16 protein-coding genes are annotated in these 20,493 nt (G+C 39.3%); 11 read left to right on the forward strand and 5 right to left on the reverse strand.

Features of this window, described 5'->3' with window-relative positions; genetic code table 11:
- Positions 1 to 533: 533 nt before the first annotated feature.
- The 3 genes from H4J63_RS05560 to H4J63_RS05570 form a co-directional block, all read right to left on the reverse strand.
- A complete protein-coding gene (locus H4J63_RS05560) occupies positions 534 to 3,461 on the reverse strand; it encodes a TonB-dependent receptor (protein ID WP_182195114.1) in 2,928 nt (975 codons plus the stop codon).
- Between the two features lie 392 nt (positions 3,462 to 3,853).
- Positions 3,854 to 4,567 (reverse strand): metallophosphoesterase, encoded by a 714-nt coding sequence (locus H4J63_RS05565; RefSeq protein ID WP_182195116.1) that lies wholly within the window; start codon positions 4,565 to 4,567, stop codon positions 3,854 to 3,856.
- A gap of 214 nt (positions 4,568 to 4,781) precedes the next feature.
- Entirely contained in the window at positions 4,782 to 5,030 is a 249-nt protein-coding gene (locus H4J63_RS05570; protein WP_182195119.1) for a YfhL family 4Fe-4S dicluster ferredoxin, read from the reverse strand.
- Between the two features lie 239 nt (positions 5,031 to 5,269).
- On the opposite strand from H4J63_RS05570, the gene H4J63_RS05575 reads away from it, so the two are divergent.
- Positions 5,270 to 6,163 (forward strand): LysR family transcriptional regulator, encoded by an 894-nt coding sequence (locus H4J63_RS05575; RefSeq protein WP_182195122.1) that lies wholly within the window; start codon positions 5,270 to 5,272, stop codon positions 6,161 to 6,163.
- Positions 6,164 to 6,207: 44 nt separating this feature from the next.
- Here H4J63_RS05575 and H4J63_RS05580 read toward each other — a convergent pair whose 3' ends face one another.
- Entirely contained in the window at positions 6,208 to 7,080 is an 873-nt protein-coding gene (locus H4J63_RS05580; RefSeq protein WP_010554966.1) for a DMT family transporter, read from the reverse strand.
- Between the two features lie 626 nt (positions 7,081 to 7,706).
- On the opposite strand from H4J63_RS05580, the gene H4J63_RS05585 reads away from it, so the two are divergent.
- Entirely contained in the window at positions 7,707 to 8,087 is a 381-nt protein-coding gene (locus H4J63_RS05585) for a GreA/GreB family elongation factor (protein ID WP_182195124.1), read from the forward strand.
- Between the two features lie 231 nt (positions 8,088 to 8,318).
- Here H4J63_RS05585 and yegQ read toward each other — a convergent pair whose 3' ends face one another.
- Complete coding sequence (gene yegQ / locus H4J63_RS05590) at positions 8,319 to 9,704, reverse strand: tRNA 5-hydroxyuridine modification protein YegQ (RefSeq protein ID WP_182195127.1); 1,386 nt, start codon at positions 9,702 to 9,704, stop codon at positions 8,319 to 8,321.
- A 275-nt stretch (positions 9,705 to 9,979) separates the two neighbouring features.
- Between yegQ and ndk the strand changes: the two genes are divergently transcribed.
- The 9 genes from ndk (at position 9,980) to der (ending at position 20,468) form a co-directional block, all read left to right on the forward strand.
- Positions 9,980 to 10,411, forward strand: coding sequence for a nucleoside-diphosphate kinase (gene ndk, locus H4J63_RS05595; protein ID WP_182195128.1), 432 nt, complete (start codon positions 9,980 to 9,982; stop codon positions 10,409 to 10,411).
- A 169-nt stretch (positions 10,412 to 10,580) separates the two neighbouring features.
- Positions 10,581 to 11,711 carry a bifunctional tRNA (adenosine(37)-C2)-methyltransferase TrmG/ribosomal RNA large subunit methyltransferase RlmN gene (locus H4J63_RS05600; RefSeq protein WP_024597874.1) on the forward strand — a complete coding sequence of 377 codons (1,131 nt, stop codon included), beginning with the start codon at positions 10,581 to 10,583 and terminating at the stop codon, positions 11,709 to 11,711.
- 126 nt (positions 11,712 to 11,837) lie between these two features.
- Positions 11,838 to 13,691: a type IV pilus biogenesis/stability protein PilW gene (gene pilW / locus H4J63_RS05605; RefSeq protein ID WP_182195131.1), complete on the forward strand. Its 1,854-nt coding sequence runs from the start codon at positions 11,838 to 11,840 to the stop codon at positions 13,689 to 13,691.
- Positions 13,688 to 14,557, forward strand: a complete 870-nt coding sequence (locus tag H4J63_RS05610; protein WP_182195134.1) for a RodZ domain-containing protein — start codon at positions 13,688 to 13,690, stop codon at positions 14,555 to 14,557. The genes pilW and H4J63_RS05610 overlap by 4 nt, the downstream gene beginning before the upstream one ends.
- A gap of 5 nt (positions 14,558 to 14,562) precedes the next feature.
- On the forward strand, positions 14,563 to 15,681 hold the full coding sequence (gene ispG, locus H4J63_RS05615; RefSeq protein WP_024604283.1) for a flavodoxin-dependent (E)-4-hydroxy-3-methylbut-2-enyl-diphosphate synthase: 1,119 nt from the start codon (positions 14,563 to 14,565) through the stop codon (positions 15,679 to 15,681).
- 136 nt (positions 15,682 to 15,817) lie between these two features.
- The gene (gene hisS / locus H4J63_RS05620; protein ID WP_008168943.1) at positions 15,818 to 17,098 is read left to right on the forward strand and encodes a histidine--tRNA ligase; all 1,281 of its coding nucleotides are present in this window, start codon (positions 15,818 to 15,820) and stop codon (positions 17,096 to 17,098) included.
- A gap of 19 nt (positions 17,099 to 17,117) precedes the next feature.
- Positions 17,118 to 17,738 carry a tetratricopeptide repeat protein gene (locus H4J63_RS05625; protein WP_182195137.1) on the forward strand — a complete coding sequence of 207 codons (621 nt, stop codon included), beginning with the start codon at positions 17,118 to 17,120 and terminating at the stop codon, positions 17,736 to 17,738.
- Positions 17,739 to 17,748: 10 nt separating this feature from the next.
- Positions 17,749 to 18,927, forward strand: coding sequence for an outer membrane protein assembly factor BamB (gene bamB / locus H4J63_RS05630; RefSeq protein WP_007583433.1), 1,179 nt, complete (start codon positions 17,749 to 17,751; stop codon positions 18,925 to 18,927).
- Between the two features lie 74 nt (positions 18,928 to 19,001).
- Positions 19,002 to 20,468: a ribosome biogenesis GTPase Der gene (gene der, locus H4J63_RS05635; protein WP_182195139.1), complete on the forward strand. Its 1,467-nt coding sequence runs from the start codon at positions 19,002 to 19,004 to the stop codon at positions 20,466 to 20,468.
- Positions 20,469 to 20,493: the final 25 nt, after the last annotated feature.

The raw sequence follows: 20,493 nt of genomic DNA on the forward strand, positions 1-20,493 counted from the left end.
CTGTTGGTCACTCAGTTTTCAATTGAGACTCTAATTTGTTTGCCTCGCTACCTAAGTAGGTTGGCTGTTAGAACTCAATCTGTACGAGTGCCCACACAGATGATTGCTTTATATTGTTAAAGAACGTCTTGAGTCGCTTTAGCGCCTCAAGGGATGCGAATAATACACCCTTTATTTTTTGAGCCAACACTTAGTTTTAAACTTTCTTTTTAGATAATTTAAAACCGAAGTCTTATTTAACTCTCTGAGTAGTTCGTGCCTCGCTATGCGTTGGCGTTTTCTGTCTCAGTGGGGTCGCATTATAGGGAGATTCGAGCGGGGGTCAATGTTTTATTTCAGCTTTTTGACAATTAAATGAATTTAGTATGAAAGCTATACAAATAAAGGACTGCGGGGCTTTTTTTGCCTATTAAACCACCAATATATGAGCAGTTAAACTATGTGCATACATAAAACTACAATATTAGGTGCGTTAGGCTAAGCCAACTACAGTTTTTAGTTGGCGTTTAATAAAGTCTTACGTATACCGTTAATTAAAAACTATAATTAAAGCCTGCGTAATAGCGTCGCCCTGAATAGCTTGTATTAAGTAACCGTGCATCTGTATCATCACCTAAACGCGTTACCGATTCCGACTTAGTTAAATTAATAACAGCAGCTGTTAAGCTTAGCCCTTCATACAAATTAACCGATGCATTAACATCAACCTGTTCGTACGGATCTTGATATACATTTAAACCACTATTAAGGCCTAATACTGTCTCCCCTCGTTTGTTATATGAAGCGCGCACATTAAAAGCGTCACCTTCATAATAAACAGAGGTGTTGTACTGATACTTTGCACTGCCTATTAATGCCGATTGACCAAACTCTTTACCATTTACGGTTACATCTGCTTTGTTAGTTTTGTTATAAGTGTAGTTTGCGTAAAAACCAAAACCATTATCAAACGCATGCTGAATAAATACTTCCGCGCCTTTAGATATTGCATCGGTACCATTACCTACAGTGCTATACGGAGCTATATTAATGGTTCCTGCATCTACTATATTATTTTTACCGGCAAAGTTTTGCTCTACATCAATTACCAGTGGCACAACAAAGTTATCTACTTTCTTATGAAAAAGTGCCAATCCAACCGCAGAACCCTTTGCATAATAATACTCAATAGATAAATCAGCTTGCACCGATTCAAATGGCTTCAAGTTTTTATTACCACCACTGCCGCTAAAACCTGGCTGTTCATTAAATGCAGCTCTATCATTTGCCCATTCATCCGATACGAACGTAATACGCTGCTGCGCACCTAAATCGCTGTAATCAGGACGAGACATTACTTTTGCTATTGCCCCACGAATAACTAAATCGTCAGTTGCATCCCACGCTATATTAAAGCTTGGTAGTATTTGAGTGTCTTCGTTTTGCTGAGTGACTAATTGATAGTCTTCTACAAAGCGTGCGTCACCAGTTACTGGCTCGCCTGTTTCGTCATTTGTGTGATCTAATTGGTAGGTATATAAGTCAGTAGATGAAGTAAGTGTTTTTGTTTGCACAACACGCACGCCCAAATTACCTCTTACTTCACTAAACTCAAAATCGCCTTGAATATAAAAAGCAGATATTTTCTCTTCAATGTCGTAAACAAAGTTATCTTCAATACGTGTATAAGGTACATAGCTAGCAGTGACCATATCGCGATATTTATCCCAGTCGATACTTGGCATTTGGTTTATATCAAAACCACCAACAATATTACTCTCACTAGTAAATACATTTTGAGCTAATGGCATTCCACCATTCCATTGGTAGCTGTCGAAACGCGTAATACCTTGCTCGCTTGCTTCGCCCGCAGCAATATCAAAATTAGGATCTAAAAAGAAGGTATTGCCAGTTTCACGATGAAGCGTGGAGTTACGATATTTGACACCGGTTCTAATTGTTTTTAAAAAGCCCCAATCAACATAAAGATCCACATCAGCTTGGTAATAATCTTCTTCTAACTCACTGCGTACAAAACTTGAGTTTGAAGAGCCCGCATCACGACCGCCTCCAATTCCACTTTGCAAGTTAGCTAGTGTATTAGGGTCAATATTAAGTGATACATTATTTTGGTTGAGTGACCAGCCTGCCATTTGAGCAGCATTTTGAATAGCAGTGGCGTTTTCGCCCGCGTTTGAACTTTTATATGCAGCTTCCCTGCTTTCTTCCGGCCCCCCTTCTGATTTTGTATTACCCACAACAAAACGCGCTTTAAAATTATCGCCTTCATAAGTTAAATTAAAATCAAAGGTATCGGAGGTGGATTCTTCACATACATAACTGCCGCGCATCCACGGAAACTGCATATCACTTTCAATACCGCTTGCCATCGCATCGTATTGCATACCAGTAACAATACTTCCCGACTCATCAAGATTTACATCAGTTAAAAAATCAGAATTTAAAGACCACTCAGGTATATCAATCACAGATTCAGTCCTGTCTTGGCCGAGTGTAAAGCCAAAGTAATTAAATCCAAGCTCTAAACGATTTGTTGGTCGCCACTGTGTACTAACTTGAATTCCTTCGCGCTCACGTTTTTCGTTAAGAACTGAGCCTCGCACAACTTGTGGAAACCAAACACCATCGTAACTGTTGCCGTTTGCATCATTAATAGTATCCCAACCATTATTGTTATTAACTGCGTTACCATTTATATCTGTAGGTTGTCCACCGCCAGTGTAGCGCCATACATTTGCATCAGTTCCTCCCGAAAGTGTCCTGTTTGTTCGTTCCTGATAGGTATAGCCAACTAATACACCAAAGTTTTCGTTGTCGTTTTTCCATGAATATAAACCCGTAAACTGCGGTTCGTACTCTTTTGTAACATCAGCGTAAGTACTCTCTACATTAAATACACCTGAGTTTGCATCCATACTCAAAGGCTTTCGGCTATGCATTAATACAGTACCACCAACCCCTCCTTCATCTAAGCGTGCCTCTGGCGATTTATAAACCTCTACACTTTCAATCATCGAAGACGGTAACAAAGCATAATCAAACGAACGCGAAGGCTCTCCCGGAGAAGACGCAATAAAATTACCATTAAGCTGTGTAAAAGTTAGCGCCGACGACAAACCACGAATACTAACTGATGAACCTTCTCCGCCGTCACGCTCAATTACCACACCAGGTACACGCTGAAGAGAGTCCGCAACGTTTTTATCAGGGAACTTCCCAATGTCTTCCGCTGTAATTGCATCAACCACTGAGCCAGACATGCGTTTTACATCTAAGTTTTCGGCCATACTTGAACGGATGCCACGTACCTCTATTACTTCCATATCTTTTGTGTGCTGCGAGTTTTCGTTTTCTTGCGCTGCAAAAGCACACGTAGAACCCAAAGCAGAAAAAATTGATACATAAAGTGATGACTTACAAAACGTTGAAAAAGGGAAAGGGTATATACTTGCTACTATCATGTGAGAGGCTGTTCCATTTAAATCTGCTCATAAAACTAAAGCGAGAAGTTAGTCCTTTTACGCAAATTATTCACGTAATGGCAAAAATTGTTCCCAATTCTACACAGCCAAACTTAACCGTTTGTTAACCAACAATATTAAATTAAATAAACGTCTCTTTTAACTGTATTTATACCTATTAAATGAAAGTTAAAACCCAGCCCACACATCAAAGCCGCTCTCAATTAATAAACTAAGAGCGGCTTTGTTGTATTTAATAGCTTAATAAAATAATTACGGTGCATAAATCATAGAGTGTATAGAAAAAACAAAGGGGATAATTAGGTGTGGTAGTCAGCAGCTTACATTTTAAAAAGCAAAGCTGCCGAATAATATTTAAAAAGTAGAAACCCCTAAAGATCAGATGACTTTTCAAATGTAGCAATAACCTCTGAAAGCTCGAGTAATGTCGGCTTTCCACCATAATAATTGGTATCTATATGATAACTATTACCCACCCAAAAAGGTGCTTTAGTTGAGTTATGTCCATGTATTGAAAAGTCGACTCCATGACTTTTAACTACCTTATTTTGTTTAACTACTTCGCGATCCCACAATAAAGATTGCACAATCACCGATTTATCATCAGGGTAATTTTCCCAATCCCACGATTGGGCAAATGTATGAGACAACCCAATTTTATAACCACGATATTCAAGTACTATTGAAAGAGGCTTAGTTAGTAACTCATCGCACATAACATTGAGCTTTTCACTCGATACCGACTTGTGCCAATTGCCACCATTGTCAGTCCATAATTTAAAAGCCGCTTCATCATTACTTAATAATGATTCCAACATTAAATGCTCATGATTACCTAATATCATACATGCCCTAATGGCTTGTAAGTATGTAAATAAGTCATATGTTTTATCCCCGCGATCAACAAAATCGCCTAGGCAAAACAAAGTATCTCTTTCAGGGTTAAAATTTACGTTATTAAGTGCGCTTTTTAAGGCAGGTAAATCACCATCAAGATCGCCAATTACAAATACTCGGCACTCATCATTAATAAATATTGCTTGTTTTGAAGATACAGCCTGAATAGCGTTAATACCTATATGCAAAATAGACTCCTATAGAATGCAATCTAAAACTTAGATTAATACTTGAGTTTATAAAGCCTTAAGGTAACACAATATAATTGATAATTAATGAAGGTAATAAAATTTGATTGAAACTAAAAATGCATGACAGCGGACTTTAACTACAAGCTAAATAAGTAATGTAGATAGTTTTTAGCCAATAGTAAAAAGCGGCTTAGCAAAATACCTAAACAAGTTATAAGTTAGTTAACAGCACAAATTTATCAGCCAGCTCATCTAAACTTTCATGCTTATTAGGATCGGGCTTTATACAGTCAATAGGGCAAACACTTACACAAGTAGGTTTATCATAATGCCCTACACACTCAGTACATTTACTAGCATCTATCTGGTATATTTTAGCGCCCATATAAATAGCCTCATTAGGGCATTCTGGGTCACACATATCGCAGTTAATGCATTTACTATTTATGAGTAGAGCCACTTATAAACCTCGTTCATTAAAGTTCATATAAAACAAAAAATGAAAAAATGAAAAAATAGAGCATTCACTGCTGTATTTTAAATAATATGATTAACAGCGTTAAATTATGCATTTTATTAACTTTTCCTTTGTTGATCTTTATCAATAAAAACCTCGGTCTTCTCTACTTTTAATCTCTAATGAAATTTTAAAGTGCCGCTGTTAATATTGTCTATCTCCTAAATAATAAAGTAGTTCTGATGGCAGCTATTTATTCTCTCGATGATTTACGTTACTTTTGCACCATAGTAAAACTAGGTAGCTTTAAAAAAGCATCAGCAAGCCTTGATATGTCACTATCAACTCTAAGCCGTAGAATACGTTTATTAGAGCAAGCTCTGCAATTAACGTTACTAAATCGAGATGCTCATCGGGTAACACTTACGCATACTGGCGAATTATATTACGACCGCTACCGCAAGTTATTTGACGAAGTAGAGTGTATTGAGCAAGCACTTTATGATGAGAAAGACCAACCTAAAGGGAAAATTAGGATCTCTGCACCCATTTACATGGGTAAACACTTTTTAAGTGCTATTTTTTGTGAATTTTTACTGCAATATCCCGATATTCAATTAGATTTACGCTTTTCAAATAATCTTATTGATATTGAAAAAGAAGGGATTGATATCGCGTTTAGAATAAGAAACCCAGCCATTGATAATTGGGTTATTAGAGAGCTTAAACTTACTCATAATGTGCTTTGTGCTCACCCAGACCATGATTATCAATCCATCACTCATCCTAAACAATTAGAGCAGCACCCAAAAATTACGTGCGTTGGGTTGGTTCCGTGGCAATTAAACAATCAGCAAACGAGCGAAGAGTACAGTTTTAATCCAAACACACATGTTCGATTGGAAGTTGATGAAATTCAAATGATGAAACAAGCAGTTGAGTCTGGTGTGGGTATTAGCTACATCCCTGATTATATAGCATTACCACTTATTAAAGCCGGGATGCTTAAACGCATTCTTCCTGATTGGCAAAGCAAAGGACAGCCATTTTCTATGCTTTATCGCGACAGAAAACAAATCCCTTATCGAGTGCGTTTACTGATAGAGCATACACTGCAACACTTTACTAATAGGTAGCAGTGTATGCTTTTTACAGCAAAGTAATTAAGCTAATTCATCTTTTAAAAACTAAGCCTTAGTACAATTACACCTAAAAATGCCGTTGTTAATCCTATAACTTCTTGCCGTGTAAAAGACTCTTTTAGAATGATGCGTGAGTACAACAAAATAATTAAAATATTCATACCTGAAATCGCTGAAACTAACCCTGTATTACCAATAGCAAAAGCCGATATTATTGCAACCATGCCAGCTACATTTGTTAAACCAATAAGTAACCCGCACGAAAATGTTTTACCGGCAGACCAATACGCTTGAGAAGAGCCTTGCTCTGCTAGCATTTTTTTACGCTTTACTAACCAACTAACGGCAAAAAGAAAGCTACCAAAACCAAACATAGACGTTAAAGTTGCAAACGTATCCGCCTCAAGAAGCGTTGATTGCTTACCCATTAAATCATTAAACGCAAAGGACAGTGCCGCGAGTAATCCCCATTGCGCACCTTGTAAATTACTTAATGAGATATCGCTGGAATAGCGAATAATATAAAGACCGCCAAAAATAATAAAAAAGCCGATTAATTGAATAACAGTTAAGGTTTCTTGCCATAATAAAAAGGCAAATAAAAGCACAAATAAAGGCGTTAACCCCGACAGGATGCTAATTAAAGACGCTTTCCCAACCGAAAACCCTTTGTGCAAAAACCCATTAGCCGCAAAAGATCCAAAACCTAAAGCGAGTCCAACAGTAATGTCAGCCCAGCCGTACCATGTGTGTTCAAATATTACAGTACCTAGCGCGCTAATTATGAACCCTACAAAAAAAACACCGAATAATAATAGATTACGATTAATCTTTTTTTGCGACGTCCATTGGTACATTATTCCTCGCGCACCAAAAAAAACAGTGGCGAGTAATGCAAAAATTATCCACATATAAATGAGACCCTTTATAATTTACTTTGATAAACCCGAATAAAAAGTGGTTATTTAACATTGTTGAATGGAGTAACTATTACATAAAGGTTCAGCTGTAAAACACGTAGCCACTACAAGAGCGTTACCCGATACCTAGCTTCTACTCTATAAAATAAGCAGCTTAGGCTTCACATAATAAAATACTAGCCACACAATTACACTTTAATAAACAACAACACCAGTATATTTAATCTATAAATATTATAAACATGCATAAGTGGCACTATAGATCTCATAAATAGCACTTAACAATTTAGTCGATTAACTTCAATCACATAGTGAGCAACTAACACACAGAAATAACAACACTTCAGTGAAAAATAACGAATTTATAAAAACATAAAAAACAGTTTTAAACTGTCATTATATCGACAATATATTTTTAACCTAAAACTCAATTGACTTTATTTTTAAACTCAATATGATTGATTTAAACAAAGAGGACAATATGTTTACTTTAATCACATACCTGCTAAAAACAAATACCACCTTCGGAATTTAAGCCGAGTGTAACCCTTACACTCGGCAGTTACACTGTACCTTAATATATTTAAATTCGATTTAGTTTTTGTGGGGATTAGTCCGTGCTTTCTTTTCTGTTCGAGCGTAAAAAATCTTTCCTGTCTAAAAATGACTTCACAGACGCAGCGGTACTATTACAACCGCTGAAGCTTGCGTATTTACTACAAGAAGTCGAGTATTCACAGCGGCCTTGGTCAAAATTCAATCCACATGTACAAATTAATAGCACGGTGGTCATTAAAAATATAACCACCGGTTTTAAGCGCCGCATAACTTTAGTGCCTCCAAGCCAACGAAGGTACTTTATTAGTGACGTATCATTTCACTCTCCTCTTGGGGTCGCTCTTTTAGGGCATAAAATAAATCATATTATTGAATATAAAGAAGCTGGGGAATCCCACCTTTGGGAAATAATAGCCATTAATATTAAGGAGGAAATATAGAGTAAATTATTTCAATTTTTATTTATTAATTTTATATATTTAATTGGAGTTATTTTTAATGAGTAAAGAAAAACCTAAAAAGCATGCAAGCAAAACATTAAAACAAAAACGTAAAGAGCGAAGAGATAAGCTAAAGAAACTTGAAAAATAATTAATATTATTTTAAATAAATTCGCAAACTCGGGGTTTTTATAACCCCGAGTTTTTTGAAAAAACTATATTCAGCTGTAGCTAAACAGCTTGTTTAAATGGATTACGTGTATCTTGGTGCTCATCAAGGTTACGCATTAAAATAGCGTGTTCTAAGTTAATCCCCTCATCTAGTGCGATTTTTACAATGTGACCAGAGCCCTTAGCATCGCTAATAATTTCACCCTTTTTGTTTTCCATATATTCAAGCCTAAAAGTAATGTTACCCTGTGGTGTCATAAGCTCTAAGGAGTGGCCTGTACAAAATTTATTTTTAACGTCAATTTCAACTAAGCCATTTTCGTCGCGCCCAAGTACTTCTCCCACAAATTGCTGTTTAGTTGATACAGAATGACCGTACTCATAGTTTTGATAATCTTGATGGGCATGGCGTTTTAAAAAGCCTTCGGTATAGCCCCGATGTGCTAGATTTTCGAGTGTTTTAAATAAGTTAGTATCAAATGGTTTACCCGAAGCCGCGTCGTCTATTGCTTTACGATAAACTTGTGCTGTGCGCGCTACATAATAAAATGACTTAGTACGCCCTTCTATTTTTAAACTATGTACACCCATTTTTATTAACTGCTCTACGTATTGCACAGCGCGTAAATCTTTTGAGTTCATAATATACGTGCCGTGCTCATCCTCAAATGCAGGCATATACTCTCCAGGGCGACCTTGTTCCTCTAACATAAATACATCGTTACTCGGCGCACCTTCGCCCAGTGTAGGAATAACCTGTTTGGGATCAATTTTATGTACCATTTCGCCAGTTTCGTTCTCAACACCAGGTTTTACATCGTAATCCCAGCGACATGCATTAGTACATGTGCCTTGATTTGGATCGCGCTTATTTATGTAACCAGAGAGCAAACAACGCCCCGAATACGCCATACACAGTGCGCCATGAACAAATACTTCAAGTTCGGTGTCTGGGCAGAGTGTGCGTATTTCGGTTATTTCTTCGAGCGACAGCTCTCTTGATAAAATAACCCGTTCGATCCCCTGCTTTGCCCAAAATTGTACACTCGCGTAATTGACCGCATTTGCTTGCACCGACAAGTGAATAGGCATCGCAGGCCATTTTTCACGAACTAGCATAATTAAACCAGGGTCTGACATAATCAGCGCATCAGGCCCCATAGCAATAACAGGTTCAATGTCACGTAAATACGATTTAACTTTCGCGTTATGCGGCGCAATATTAGACACCACATAAAACTTTTTATTTTGCGCATGCGCCTCACTAATGCCTATTTGCAGGGTCTCTAGGTCAAACTCATTATTACGCACACGCAAACTATAACGAGGTTGCCCCGCATAAACCGCATCTGCGCCATAAGCAAACGCGTAGCGCATGTTTTTTAAACTGCCTGCGGGGCATAATAATTCAGGAATAAAAGGCATTGAAGAAATAACGGGTAACATGTGCGCTCCATACATCGAACTGGGTTTAAACCAGTTACATGAGTTTTACCAATTTGATTGAAAAATTAAGCATTAATCCAGTGAAATTGGTGTTATTGAAAAATACATAAACACAAGCGCAGCAGTATAAATATGGCTAATAATTTAAATTTGATCGAGATCATAAAACAGCAATCAAACTGGTTTTTAATAAAATTAGGATTTTTCACTTAAAACGCGTATAATTCGCGCCCGTTAATATTCACACTTTTACTTAAAATTATTGGAGCATAAAGATGGCTTTAGAGCGTACTTTCTCAATCGTAAAACCTGATGCAGTTGCTAAAAACCACATTGGCGCTATCTACAACCGTTTCGAAACTGCTGGCCTTAAAATCGTTGCAGCTAAAATGGTTCACCTTTCACAAGAGAAAGCTGAAGGTTTCTACGCAGAACATAGCGAACGTCCTTTCTTTGGCGCTTTAGTATCTTTCATGACATCTGGTCCAGTAATGGTTACAGTTCTTGAAGGCGAAAACGCTGTTCTTAAAAACCGTGAAATCATGGGTGCTACTAACCCTGCTGAAGCACTAGCTGGCACTTTACGTGCAGACTACGCTGATAGCATCGACGAAAACGCTGTTCACGGTTCTGATGCTGTTGAATCTGCTGCTCACGAAATCGCGTACTTCTTCGCTGACGAAGAGCTTTGTTCACGTACTCGTTAATTCGAATTCGTTAACAAAATGAAAAGGGCTTTCGGGCCCTTTTTTAGTCATTACGTAAAGTATTAATTAGTAAACTCATGATGTTTTACTTAATGATTAAAGTGAGTGAATTGTGTACAATTCGTCCTCGTAAATTTTTATCTCCACCGTCACCGATTGAGGTTGTTTCATGACCGAGCAAAAAAAGATTAACTTATTAGATTTAAACCGAGACGCAATGCGCGAGTTATTTGCATCGTTCGGTGAGAAGCCGTTTCGTAGTGACCAGGTGATGAAATGGATTTATCATTTTGGCGTAGATAACTTCGACGAAATGAGTAACGTAAACAAAAAACTTAAAGAAAAACTTAAAGCTGAGTGCGAAATTGTAGCGCCAGAAATTACAGTTCGCCAACAAGCAAGCGACGGTACTATTAAGTACGCACTTATTTTGGAAGGCGGCCAAGAAGTAGAAGCTGTATGGATCCCTGAAAAAGAGCGCGCTACTTTATGTGTATCATCACAAGTGGGTTGTGCTCTTGAGTGTACTTTTTGTTCTACTGCTCAACAAGGCTTTAACCGTAACTTAAAAGTATCTGAAATTATTGGTCAAGTTTGGCGTGTAGCTAAAGATATAGGCCTTGATGGTCATAGCGAAAAGCGCCCTGTAACTAACGTTGTAATGATGGGTATGGGCGAGCCTTTACTTAATCTTAAAAACGTAGTGCCAGCAATGGAACTAATGATGGACGACTGGGGCTTTGGTTTATCTAAGCGCCGCGTAACATTAAGTACTTCAGGGGTTGTGCCTGCTCTTGATTTATTAAAAGAGAAAATTGACGTAGCACTTGCTATTTCACTTCACGCACCAGACAACGCACTGCGTGACATTTTAGTACCGGTTAATAAAAAGTACCCTATTGAAGAGTTTTTAGCCTCGTGTCGTCGTTACATCGATGGTTCGAAAGCCAATAAAGACGTCACAGTTGAATACGTTATGCTTAATGGCATTAACGACAGCACCGATCAGGCTCATGCACTAGTGCAAACGTTAAAAGGCACACCTTGTAAGGTCAACCTTATTCCGTTTAACCCGTTTCCGGGGAATGAATATACGCGTTCAAGTAATAGTCGCATTGACCGCTTTTCAAAAGTATTACAAGCAGCGGGCGTTACCTGTATTGTTCGTCGTACTCGCGGGGACGACATTGACGCAGCCTGCGGACAGTTAGTAGGTGACGTAGTTGACCGTACTAAACGTTTAGCTAAAAAGAAAATGCGTGACGATAACGCGATTAGCGTTAATATCCACCAAGCATAATCTGTAGCCACCCTACAGGAATTAGTCACGTAGGGTGGTTAAGTTGTTTATTTTTAAATAAATGATGCAAGACTAAAGGTTTTAGGTAAGATAGGCGCCATGGACTAAAAATAAAGAGATAAGGTAATGCGATCTATACTTGCTATAACACTATCCACACTTGCCTTAAGTGGCTGTGTTAGCGAAAGTAGTTATAACGGCAGTAATAAACCCGTCGTCGAAAATAAAATTAACAATACTGGCGCAGCACGAACACGAATTGCTTTAGCCCTACAGTATTTAAAAACGGGTAACAACTCACAAGCCAAATACAATTTAGAACGTGCAGCTGCATTTGCTCCTGACCTACCTGAAGTACATTACTCTCTTGCTTATTACTATCAACAAGTAGGCGAAAACCCGCTAGCTGATAAAGCCTACCAAAAAGCACTCGAAATAAAGCCTGACGATCCTAATACCCTTAATAACTACGGTGTGTTTTTATGTGGTATCGATGAATACGATCGTGCTACAGATCAATTTTTAAAAGCCATTGAAGTACCAAGCTATATTCGCGTTGCCGAAAGTTACGAAAATTTAGCCTTATGTGCCATTGAATTTGATGATTTTGAAAATGCAGAAAGCTATTTTCAACAAGCACTTAATCACAGTTCTCAACGTACATCTACGTTAATTAGCTTAGCTGCACTGTATTACGCAAAAAGTGACTTATACAAAGCCAGTGAACTTTTAAAACGCTACGACAGTACGGGACGAGTATCTTCTCGTGCATTAATGCTTAGCTACCTTGTAAAAAACAGAATGGGCAGAATAGAAGAGGCTGAAAAAATTTCCAGCACTATTTTACAAACTTACTCAACCAGCAACGAAGCCTATGCATTAAAAGAGAAAAGAACACGTTTTAATGAGTTTGAAATACTGCGAGAAAAATACCGTAAAGCGCAGTTAAAAGAACTAAAAAATGATGAAAGCGGCGCACACGTTAGTTCGAAGCCAAAAATAAAAGTAATTAGAAAAAAACGTTCATCACAAGACGGTTCAACAAGCTTAGTAACAAACAATGAGCAAAAAACAGATAAAAAACTCGCAACAGTAAATAACCAAGATGTAAACCCGGTTATAGCAAGAGAAGAGCAAGTTGAGGCAGCCCAAAATGCGGCCACTAAGCAAGTCGACAAAACAGCCGTAATAGCAAAACAAGCAACAGCTCAAAAAGTAGAAGTTTCTAAAGTAGTGACTTCTAAAGCCGTTGTGCCAAGTAAACCTACCGATACATCGGCTGTTATGCTTGCACTTACTACTGAACACGACTCTGCTGATTCAATAGGAGCAGTTCCTGAAAAGTCTAAGCCTGCTTACGAACCTCAAAAAGCAGCTGTAGTAGCAAAGCAAGCAACTAAGGCTGATGACGAAGTAACAATAATTTCGTTTGGTGCACCTAAAACAGGCCAGTTTAATTCGCAGCAAACTAGTAACTATAGTAATTCAGCCCCCGCAGTTACTGCACAAAAAAATAGTAGTGACGTGGTATTCTACGAAGCGACTAAAAATACAACAGTATTTGAAAATAGCAGCTATCAAAATGATGTCGATATTGAATTTAAAAGTTACGAAGCAGTACAAAAAACAGAGCTTCCCATGCTTAACCCTAAAGTATCGCCTTTACGCGTGCCATTTCACGTAATTGCTGTTGGCGAAAACCTATTTAGCATTTCGGTGCGATACAATGTTAAACTACAAAAACTCCTCCAATGGAATGGTCTAAAAGAGTCGGATCGGGTAATGAATGGAAGTAAAATATACCTAAACGATCCAAATATTTATTACGAAATTAAAGCTGGTGATTCCCTTTACGATATAGCTACCCAGCGGCATGTATTAATTGATGAATTAATGCGATGGAATAAATTAAGTCCTGATATAGCATTAAAACCAGGGCACAAACTTTTACTAGTGGATCCAGACTCATACACATTATGAATGAAGAAAATACGCAAACACAGAGCGAACAGCCAACTGTAGGCCAAATATTAAAAAATCACAGAGAACAAGCAAACGTTAGCATAGCGACTATCGCTGCACCGTTAAAGTTGTCTGAGCTGCAAATTAAACGCCTTGAGAATGATGAATTTATATTACTAGGCCCAATAACTTTTGTTAAAGGCTATATAAAAAACTACTGCCGTGAATTAAAAGTAGATAGCACACCTATATTAGCGATGATGCCAGCACCACCGGAGCCAACAAAGCCCGCTAATATGCAGAGCTTTTCGCGTCGAACAGAAAAAGAAGCTAATGACAGCCGTTTAATGTTTTTCAGCTATTTAATTTTAGCGATTGTTATTGGCTCATCTGCTTTATGGTTTTGGCAAAACGCCACCCCAATTGAAGAGCAAACGAGTAACATAAACGTTGCCAACTCAAAAATGAGCGAGCGCCAAGCCGCTCAACCCAGTATTTCAGAGCAACAGCAACAAGCCGAAATTGACGATGAATCATTATTAGAATCACAAAGTACCTCTAGTGAAACATCAACAAGCGCAGAAGCAGTTACAGAAACGGCCCCTATTGCCTCTAACAACGCAAGCCAAGAAGATGCTAGCAGTACAATTGTTATGAACTTTAACGGCGAAAGCTGGGTTGAAATTTACGACGGCGAAGGCGAAAAAATAGCATTCGGCGTTAAAAAAGCAGGCTACATTATGACCGTAAGCGGAACGCCTCCTTTTTCAGTTGTGCTTGGTAAGCATGACGCTGTAGACATTACTTTAAACGGCGAACCTGTAGATGTTTCTGCATTTCCTAAAAACCGTTTAGCCAAATTTACATTACCACTAGCAGAGTAGTCGCTATGTTTTCAGAATCTCCAATTAAACGCAGAAAATCCACCCGAATCAATGTAGGTAACGTCCCTATTGGTGACGGCGCCCCTATTGCTGTGCAATCAATGACCAACACCGACACCATGGATGTTGATGCAACTGTTGCACAAATACAGGCAATACAAGATGCCGGTGCCGACATTGTCCGTGTATCAGTACCGACTATGGACGCTGCAGAAGCGTTTAAAAGTATTAAAGAACAAGTGACTATTCCGCTAGTAGCCGATATTCACTTTGATTACCGTATAGCCTTAAAAGTGGCAAAATACGGCGTTGATTGCCTGCGTATAAACCCAGGTAATATAGGTAGCGAAGAGCGTATAAGAGCCGTGGTCGATTCTGCACGCGAGCATAACATTCCTATTCGTATTGGTGTAAATGGCGGTTCACTAGAGCGCGACTTGCAAGAAAAATACGGCGAACCAACACCAGAAGCCTTATTAGAATCAGCTATGCGCCATGTAGATATATTGCGCCGCCTTGATTTTGACCAATTTAAAATATCGGTAAAAGCATCAGACGTATTTTTAGCGGTAGGTGCGTATCGCTTACTAGCTAAAGAAATAGACCAACCACTGCACTTAGGTATTACCGAAGCGGGCGGCATGCGCTCAGGTTCTGTTAAATCAGCAGTAGGTTTAGGTATGCTACTTGCCGAAGGTATTGGCGATACACTGCGAGTGTCGCTTGCTGCCGATCCTGTTCAAGAAATTAAAGTCGGCTTTGATATTTTAAAATCGCTACGCATTCGGGCTCGCGGTATTAACTTTATTGCTTGCCCTAGCTGCTCACGTCAAGAATTTGATGTAGTAAGCACCATGAACCAACTTGAAGAGCGTTTAGAGGATATTATTGAACCGGTATCGGTTTCGGTAATTGGCTGTGTTGTTAATGGCCCAGGTGAAGCACTAGTTAGTGATATAGGACTTGCCGGTGCAAATCGTCGTTCTGGCTTATATATTAATGGCGAACGCCAAAAAGCGCGTATCGATAACAACAATATTGTTGAACAACTCGAGGGTTATGTACGCGACTTTATAGAGAAAAAGCAGAGCCAAACACCGATTGACATAAAAATAGTCGAATAAATACCGTATAAAGCGCCAAACAGCGGTGTTTGGCGTTTACCTTTATGACCAGAACGCTATAATAGCGGGTCAATTTTTAGCATTCTTGTTGTGTAAGCATTTTTTATTACACATAAACAGCATTTAGGATTTATCAGTGGCAAAACAAATTCAGGCAGTTCGCGGTATGAACGATTGTCTGCCGGGCGATACACAAGTTTGGCAGAAAGTAGAAAGCATTTTACGCGAGACAGTAGCATCGTTCGGTTATCAAGAAATTCGTTTTCCTATTGTAGAATCAACCGACTTATTTAAACGCTCTATTGGTGAAGTTACCGATATAGTAGAAAAAGAAATGTACACCTTTGCCGATCGCAATGGCGACTTATTAACACTTCGCCCAGAAGGCACCGCAGTATGCGTACGTGCTGGCAATCAAAATGGCTTACTATATAACCAAGAACAACGCCTTTGGTACATGGGTCCAATGTTTCGTCACGAACGACCGCAAAAAGGTCGTTACCGTCAGTTTCACCAATTTGGTTTAGAAACATTTGGTATTGCCACAGCCGACATAGACGCAGAAGTTATTTTATTAACAGCGCAACTATGGGAAGCCTTTGGTATTACTGACCACGTTCGTTTAGAGCTAAATTCTTTAGGGTCTAACGAAGCGCGTGCAGATTACCGTGATGCGTTAGTAGCCTACCTTGAGCAACACATTGATGTGCTTGATGAAGACTCAAAACGACGTATGTATTCAAACCCACTACGCGTACTTGATAGCAAAAACCCAGACGTACAAGCAATTTTAACTGATGCGCCTAAACTATCTGAAAACTTAGACGCTGAATCAAAAGAACATTTTGAAAATTTATGTGAACGTTTAGACGCTGCTGGCGTCTCATATACGGTTAATGAAAAGTTAGTACGTGGTTTAGACTACTACAACCGTACCGTATTTGAATGGGTAACCGACAGCTTAGGCGCACAAGGCACAGTATGTGCTGGTGGTCGTTACGACGGCTTAGTTGAACAGCTTGGCGGTAAAGCAACGCCAGCAGTTGGTTTTGCAATGGGTCTAGAGCGCTTAGTGTTATTACTACAAGCGCTTGAGTGTGTAGGTGACATTCGTCGTAATGCTGATGTATATTTAGCAGCAATGGGCGACAAAGCAAGCATTCAAGCTCCTGCAATTGCAGCGCAACTACGTAAAGACGTACCGGGTTTACGCGTTATGGTGCATGCGGGCGGCGGCAACTTTAAAAAACAATTAAAACGTGCTGATAAAAGCGATGCACTTGTTGCAGTGATTATTGGTGAAGATGAATTAGAAAAAGGCGTTGTGACCATCAAGTATTTACGCGAGCGTAAAGAACAAGTCACATTAGAATTAGAACAAGCTAAAGCGCTATTAGCTGAGCTTATTAACGGCTAAGCGAACATTAGAGGTAAGAATGGATATTTATTCAACAGAAGAACAACAAGCAGAAGCCATTAAACGCTTTTTCCGTGAAAACGGCATTTCACTTGCACTAGGCATACTTGTTGGCCTTGGTGGCTTATATGGCTGGAAAGCATATAACCAAAACCAAATTACTACCGCTGAAAAAGCATCAGATTCATATACAGCGCTTGTTGAAAGCGACGATGTATTATCTTCAGCTGATGCGTTTATTAGCGAAAATAAAGATACAAACTACGCAACACTTGCTGCATTTGTTGCTGCAAAAGACGCTGTAGAAGCAAAAAAATTAGATGTAGCAAGCGAAAAGCTAAGCTGGATAGTGTCTAATACTGAAAATACAGAATTAAAAGCAATTGCGATTACACGTTTAGCGCGAATTCAAATTGCACAAACTAACTATGACGATGCATTAACTACATTAAATGCACCATTACCTGAAGCATTCAATGCAAACGTTGCCGAGCTTAAAGGCGATATTTACACTGAGCAAGGTAACAAAGATCAAGCACGTACTGCATACCAAGCAGCAATAGATGCGGGTGGATTAACAAGTAACCCACTATTACAAATTAAGTTAGATGACCTAGCAGTAACTAGCCCAGCGGCATAAGGTTTTAGGCATGAAAAAATTTACAACAGCAGCCCTTGCCCTATGTATGGCAACATTGATGGGTTGTTCATCAAGTGATGATGAAGATGAACTAGTACTTCCTGAAATTGTAAACCAATTTGAAACTGACGTTGTTTGGCAAGAATCTGTAGGTGATGGCGTAGAGCATTATTTTTCTCGTTTAACACCCGCAGTTTACAAAGATACTGTGTATGTTGCTAGCCGCGAAGGCCAAGTAGAAGCGCTTTCGCTTGATAATGGCGATACAAAATGGGAAACCGATGTACGCCAAGATTTATCGTTTTGGCCTTGGGCTGACAACGGTAATGCAAAATTATCAGGTGGTATTTTGCAAGCCTATGGTAAAATTTATATTGGTTCTGAACACGGCTTTATTATTGCTCTTGATCGCGAAACTGGTGAAGAAGTTTGGCGTAAAAACGTACCAGGCGAATCTCTGTCTAAACCAACAGCAGGCGATGGCTTAATATTTGTAAATTTAGGCTCTGGTAAATTGTTAGCCCTTCACCCAGATACAGGCGAAGAGCGTTGGAGCTTTGAACAAGAAGTTCCACCACTAACATTACGCGGACAAAGCTCGCCAACCGTTGCTAACGGTGGTGTATTAGTAGGCCTTGAAACAGGCAAGCTAAGCGTATTAATTTCAGACAGTGGTTACTCAGCATGGAGCGCAGAAATTGCGGTTGCTAAAGGCGCATCAGAATTTGAACGCCTAGTTGACGTAGACACTCAACCACTTATTAGCGGTCCATACGCTTACGCTATAGCTTACAACGGCAACTTAGCCGCTGTAGATATTCGCTCTGGCAATGTTGTATGGAAACGCGAGTACAGCAGCTACCGCGAAATTGCGATGGATGCACAAACAATTTATTTAGTAGATAGCGATGGTGTTATTTACGCATTAGATAAAAATTCAGGTATTGAACGTTGGAGCCAACCCGCTCTACGCGGTTGGTACCTAACAGGCCCTGCAGTTGCAGGTAGCCACTTAGCTTTAGGCGACCAAGAAGGTAACCTACATTGGCTAAATAAAGAAACTGGCGAGCTAGTATCTCGTGAAGACTTTGACAGCTCGGGCTTTTTTGTTGAGCCAGTTGTTGCCGACGATAAGCTAATTTTATACACCCGTGATGGTGAAGTTAGTATGGTAAAAATACCAAACTAAGTTACTAATAGTCATATGGTTTTTTTAAGGCTTCGCACTGCGAAGCCTTTTGTTGTTTTTTAAAGAGGTAGTTTATGCTTCCCGTGATCGCTCTAGTTGGGCGACCCAATGTGGGCAAATCCACATTATTTAACCGTTTAACACGTACTCGTGATGCACTCGTAGCCGATTTTCCAGGTTTAACACGAGATAGAAAATATGGCCAAGCTAGTTACGATGGCTATGAATTTATCGTGGTAGACACGGGCGGTATTGATGGCTCAGAAGAAGGCATCGAAATCGAAATGGCAGATCAATCTCTGCTAGCTATTGAAGAAGCTGACATTGTTCTGTTTTTAGTAGATGCTCGTGTAGGTATGACCGTAGCTGACCAAGCCATTGCTAATCACTTGCGTAAACAAGAGAAAAAGTGTTTTGTTGTTGCCAATAAAACCGATGGTATTGATGCAGATTCAAACTGTGCTGAATTTTACCAATTATCATTAGGTGAAATACACCACATTGCAGCTGCACATGGCCGTGGTATTACCCTATTACTTGAGCAAACACTTCAGCCGCTTATCGCTGAATTAGCTGCACAAGACGAAGACGTAACAGGCGATGACGAAGAATTAATCGATCTTTACGAAGAAGGCGAAGGAGATGATACCGACCATCAAGCGTTTGCTGACAAACCTGTAAAGCTTGCTATTATTGGTCGCCCTAACGTTGGTAAGTCAACACTTACAAACCGTATATTGGGTGAAGATCGTGTAATTGTATATGATATGCCAGGTACAACGCGCGATTCTATTTATATTCCAATGACGCGTAACGACAAAGAGTATGTGTTAATTGACACAGCCGGTGTTCGTAAGCGTAAAAAAGTAAGTGACGTAGTTGAAAAGTTCTCAGTAATTAAAACACTACAAGCAATCGAAGATTGTAACGTGGTTTTACTTGTTGTGGATGCGCGCGATGGTATTTCTGATCAAGACTTAAGCTTATTAGGTTTTGCGCTTAACTCAGGTCGTTCACTGGTTATTGCCGTTAATAAATGGGATGGCCTTGACGACTACGTTAAAGATCGTATTAAAACAGAGCTTGATCGCCGTTTAGGCTTTATTGACTTTGCACGCTTACACTTTATATCTGCACTTCACGGTACAGGTGTTGGTCATTTATTTGAATCGGTTGATGAAGCTTACGAGTCAGCAACTAAGCGTATTAGCACCGCAATGCTTCGCCGTATTATGGATATGGCACAGGCCGATCACCAGCCGCCACTTGTTCGTGGTCGTCGTGTTAAGCTTAAATATGCGCATGCCGGTGGTTATAACCCGCCACGTATTGTAATTCATGGTAACCAAGTTCACGATTTACCAGATAGCTACAAACGCTACCTGATGAACTATTACCGTAAAGCACTGAAAATTATGGGCACCCCAATCAAAATTGAATTTAGAGAAGGTGATAACCCATTTGCAGGGCGTACTAATAAAGTAACGCTTTCGCAAAAACGTAAAATACGTGCATTTGCAAAAGAAAACCGTAATAAATAAACTGCATAAGCGTTAATTTATTACA

It is taken from the genome of Pseudoalteromonas sp. 5Ae-yellow (assembly GCF_014077565.1).
Taxonomy (GTDB): Bacteria; Pseudomonadota; Gammaproteobacteria; order Enterobacterales; family Alteromonadaceae; genus Pseudoalteromonas.

Coding starts and splice junctions, on each gene's coding strand:
- H4J63_RS05560 (WP_182195114.1), bottom strand. CDS start 3,461: ATGATAGTAGCAAGTATATACCCTTTCCCTTTTTCAACGTTTTGTAAG.
- H4J63_RS05575 (WP_182195122.1), top strand. CDS start 5,270: ATGGCAGCTATTTATTCTCTCGATGATTTACGTTACTTTTGCACCATA.
- H4J63_RS05580 (WP_010554966.1), bottom strand. CDS start 7,080: ATGTGGATAATTTTTGCATTACTCGCCACTGTTTTTTTTGGTGCGCGA.
- yegQ (WP_182195127.1), bottom strand. CDS start 9,704: ATGTTACCCGTTATTTCTTCAATGCCTTTTATTCCTGAATTATTATGC.
- ndk (WP_182195128.1), top strand. CDS start 9,980: ATGGCTTTAGAGCGTACTTTCTCAATCGTAAAACCTGATGCAGTTGCT.
- H4J63_RS05600 (WP_024597874.1), top strand. CDS start 10,581: ATGACCGAGCAAAAAAAGATTAACTTATTAGATTTAAACCGAGACGCA.
- pilW (WP_182195131.1), top strand. CDS start 11,838: ATGCGATCTATACTTGCTATAACACTATCCACACTTGCCTTAAGTGGC.
- H4J63_RS05610 (WP_182195134.1), top strand. CDS start 13,688: ATGAATGAAGAAAATACGCAAACACAGAGCGAACAGCCAACTGTAGGC.
- ispG (WP_024604283.1), top strand. CDS start 14,563: ATGTTTTCAGAATCTCCAATTAAACGCAGAAAATCCACCCGAATCAAT.
- H4J63_RS05625 (WP_182195137.1), top strand. CDS start 17,118: ATGGATATTTATTCAACAGAAGAACAACAAGCAGAAGCCATTAAACGC.
- bamB (WP_007583433.1), top strand. CDS start 17,749: ATGAAAAAATTTACAACAGCAGCCCTTGCCCTATGTATGGCAACATTG.
- der (WP_182195139.1), top strand. CDS start 19,002: ATGCTTCCCGTGATCGCTCTAGTTGGGCGACCCAATGTGGGCAAATCC.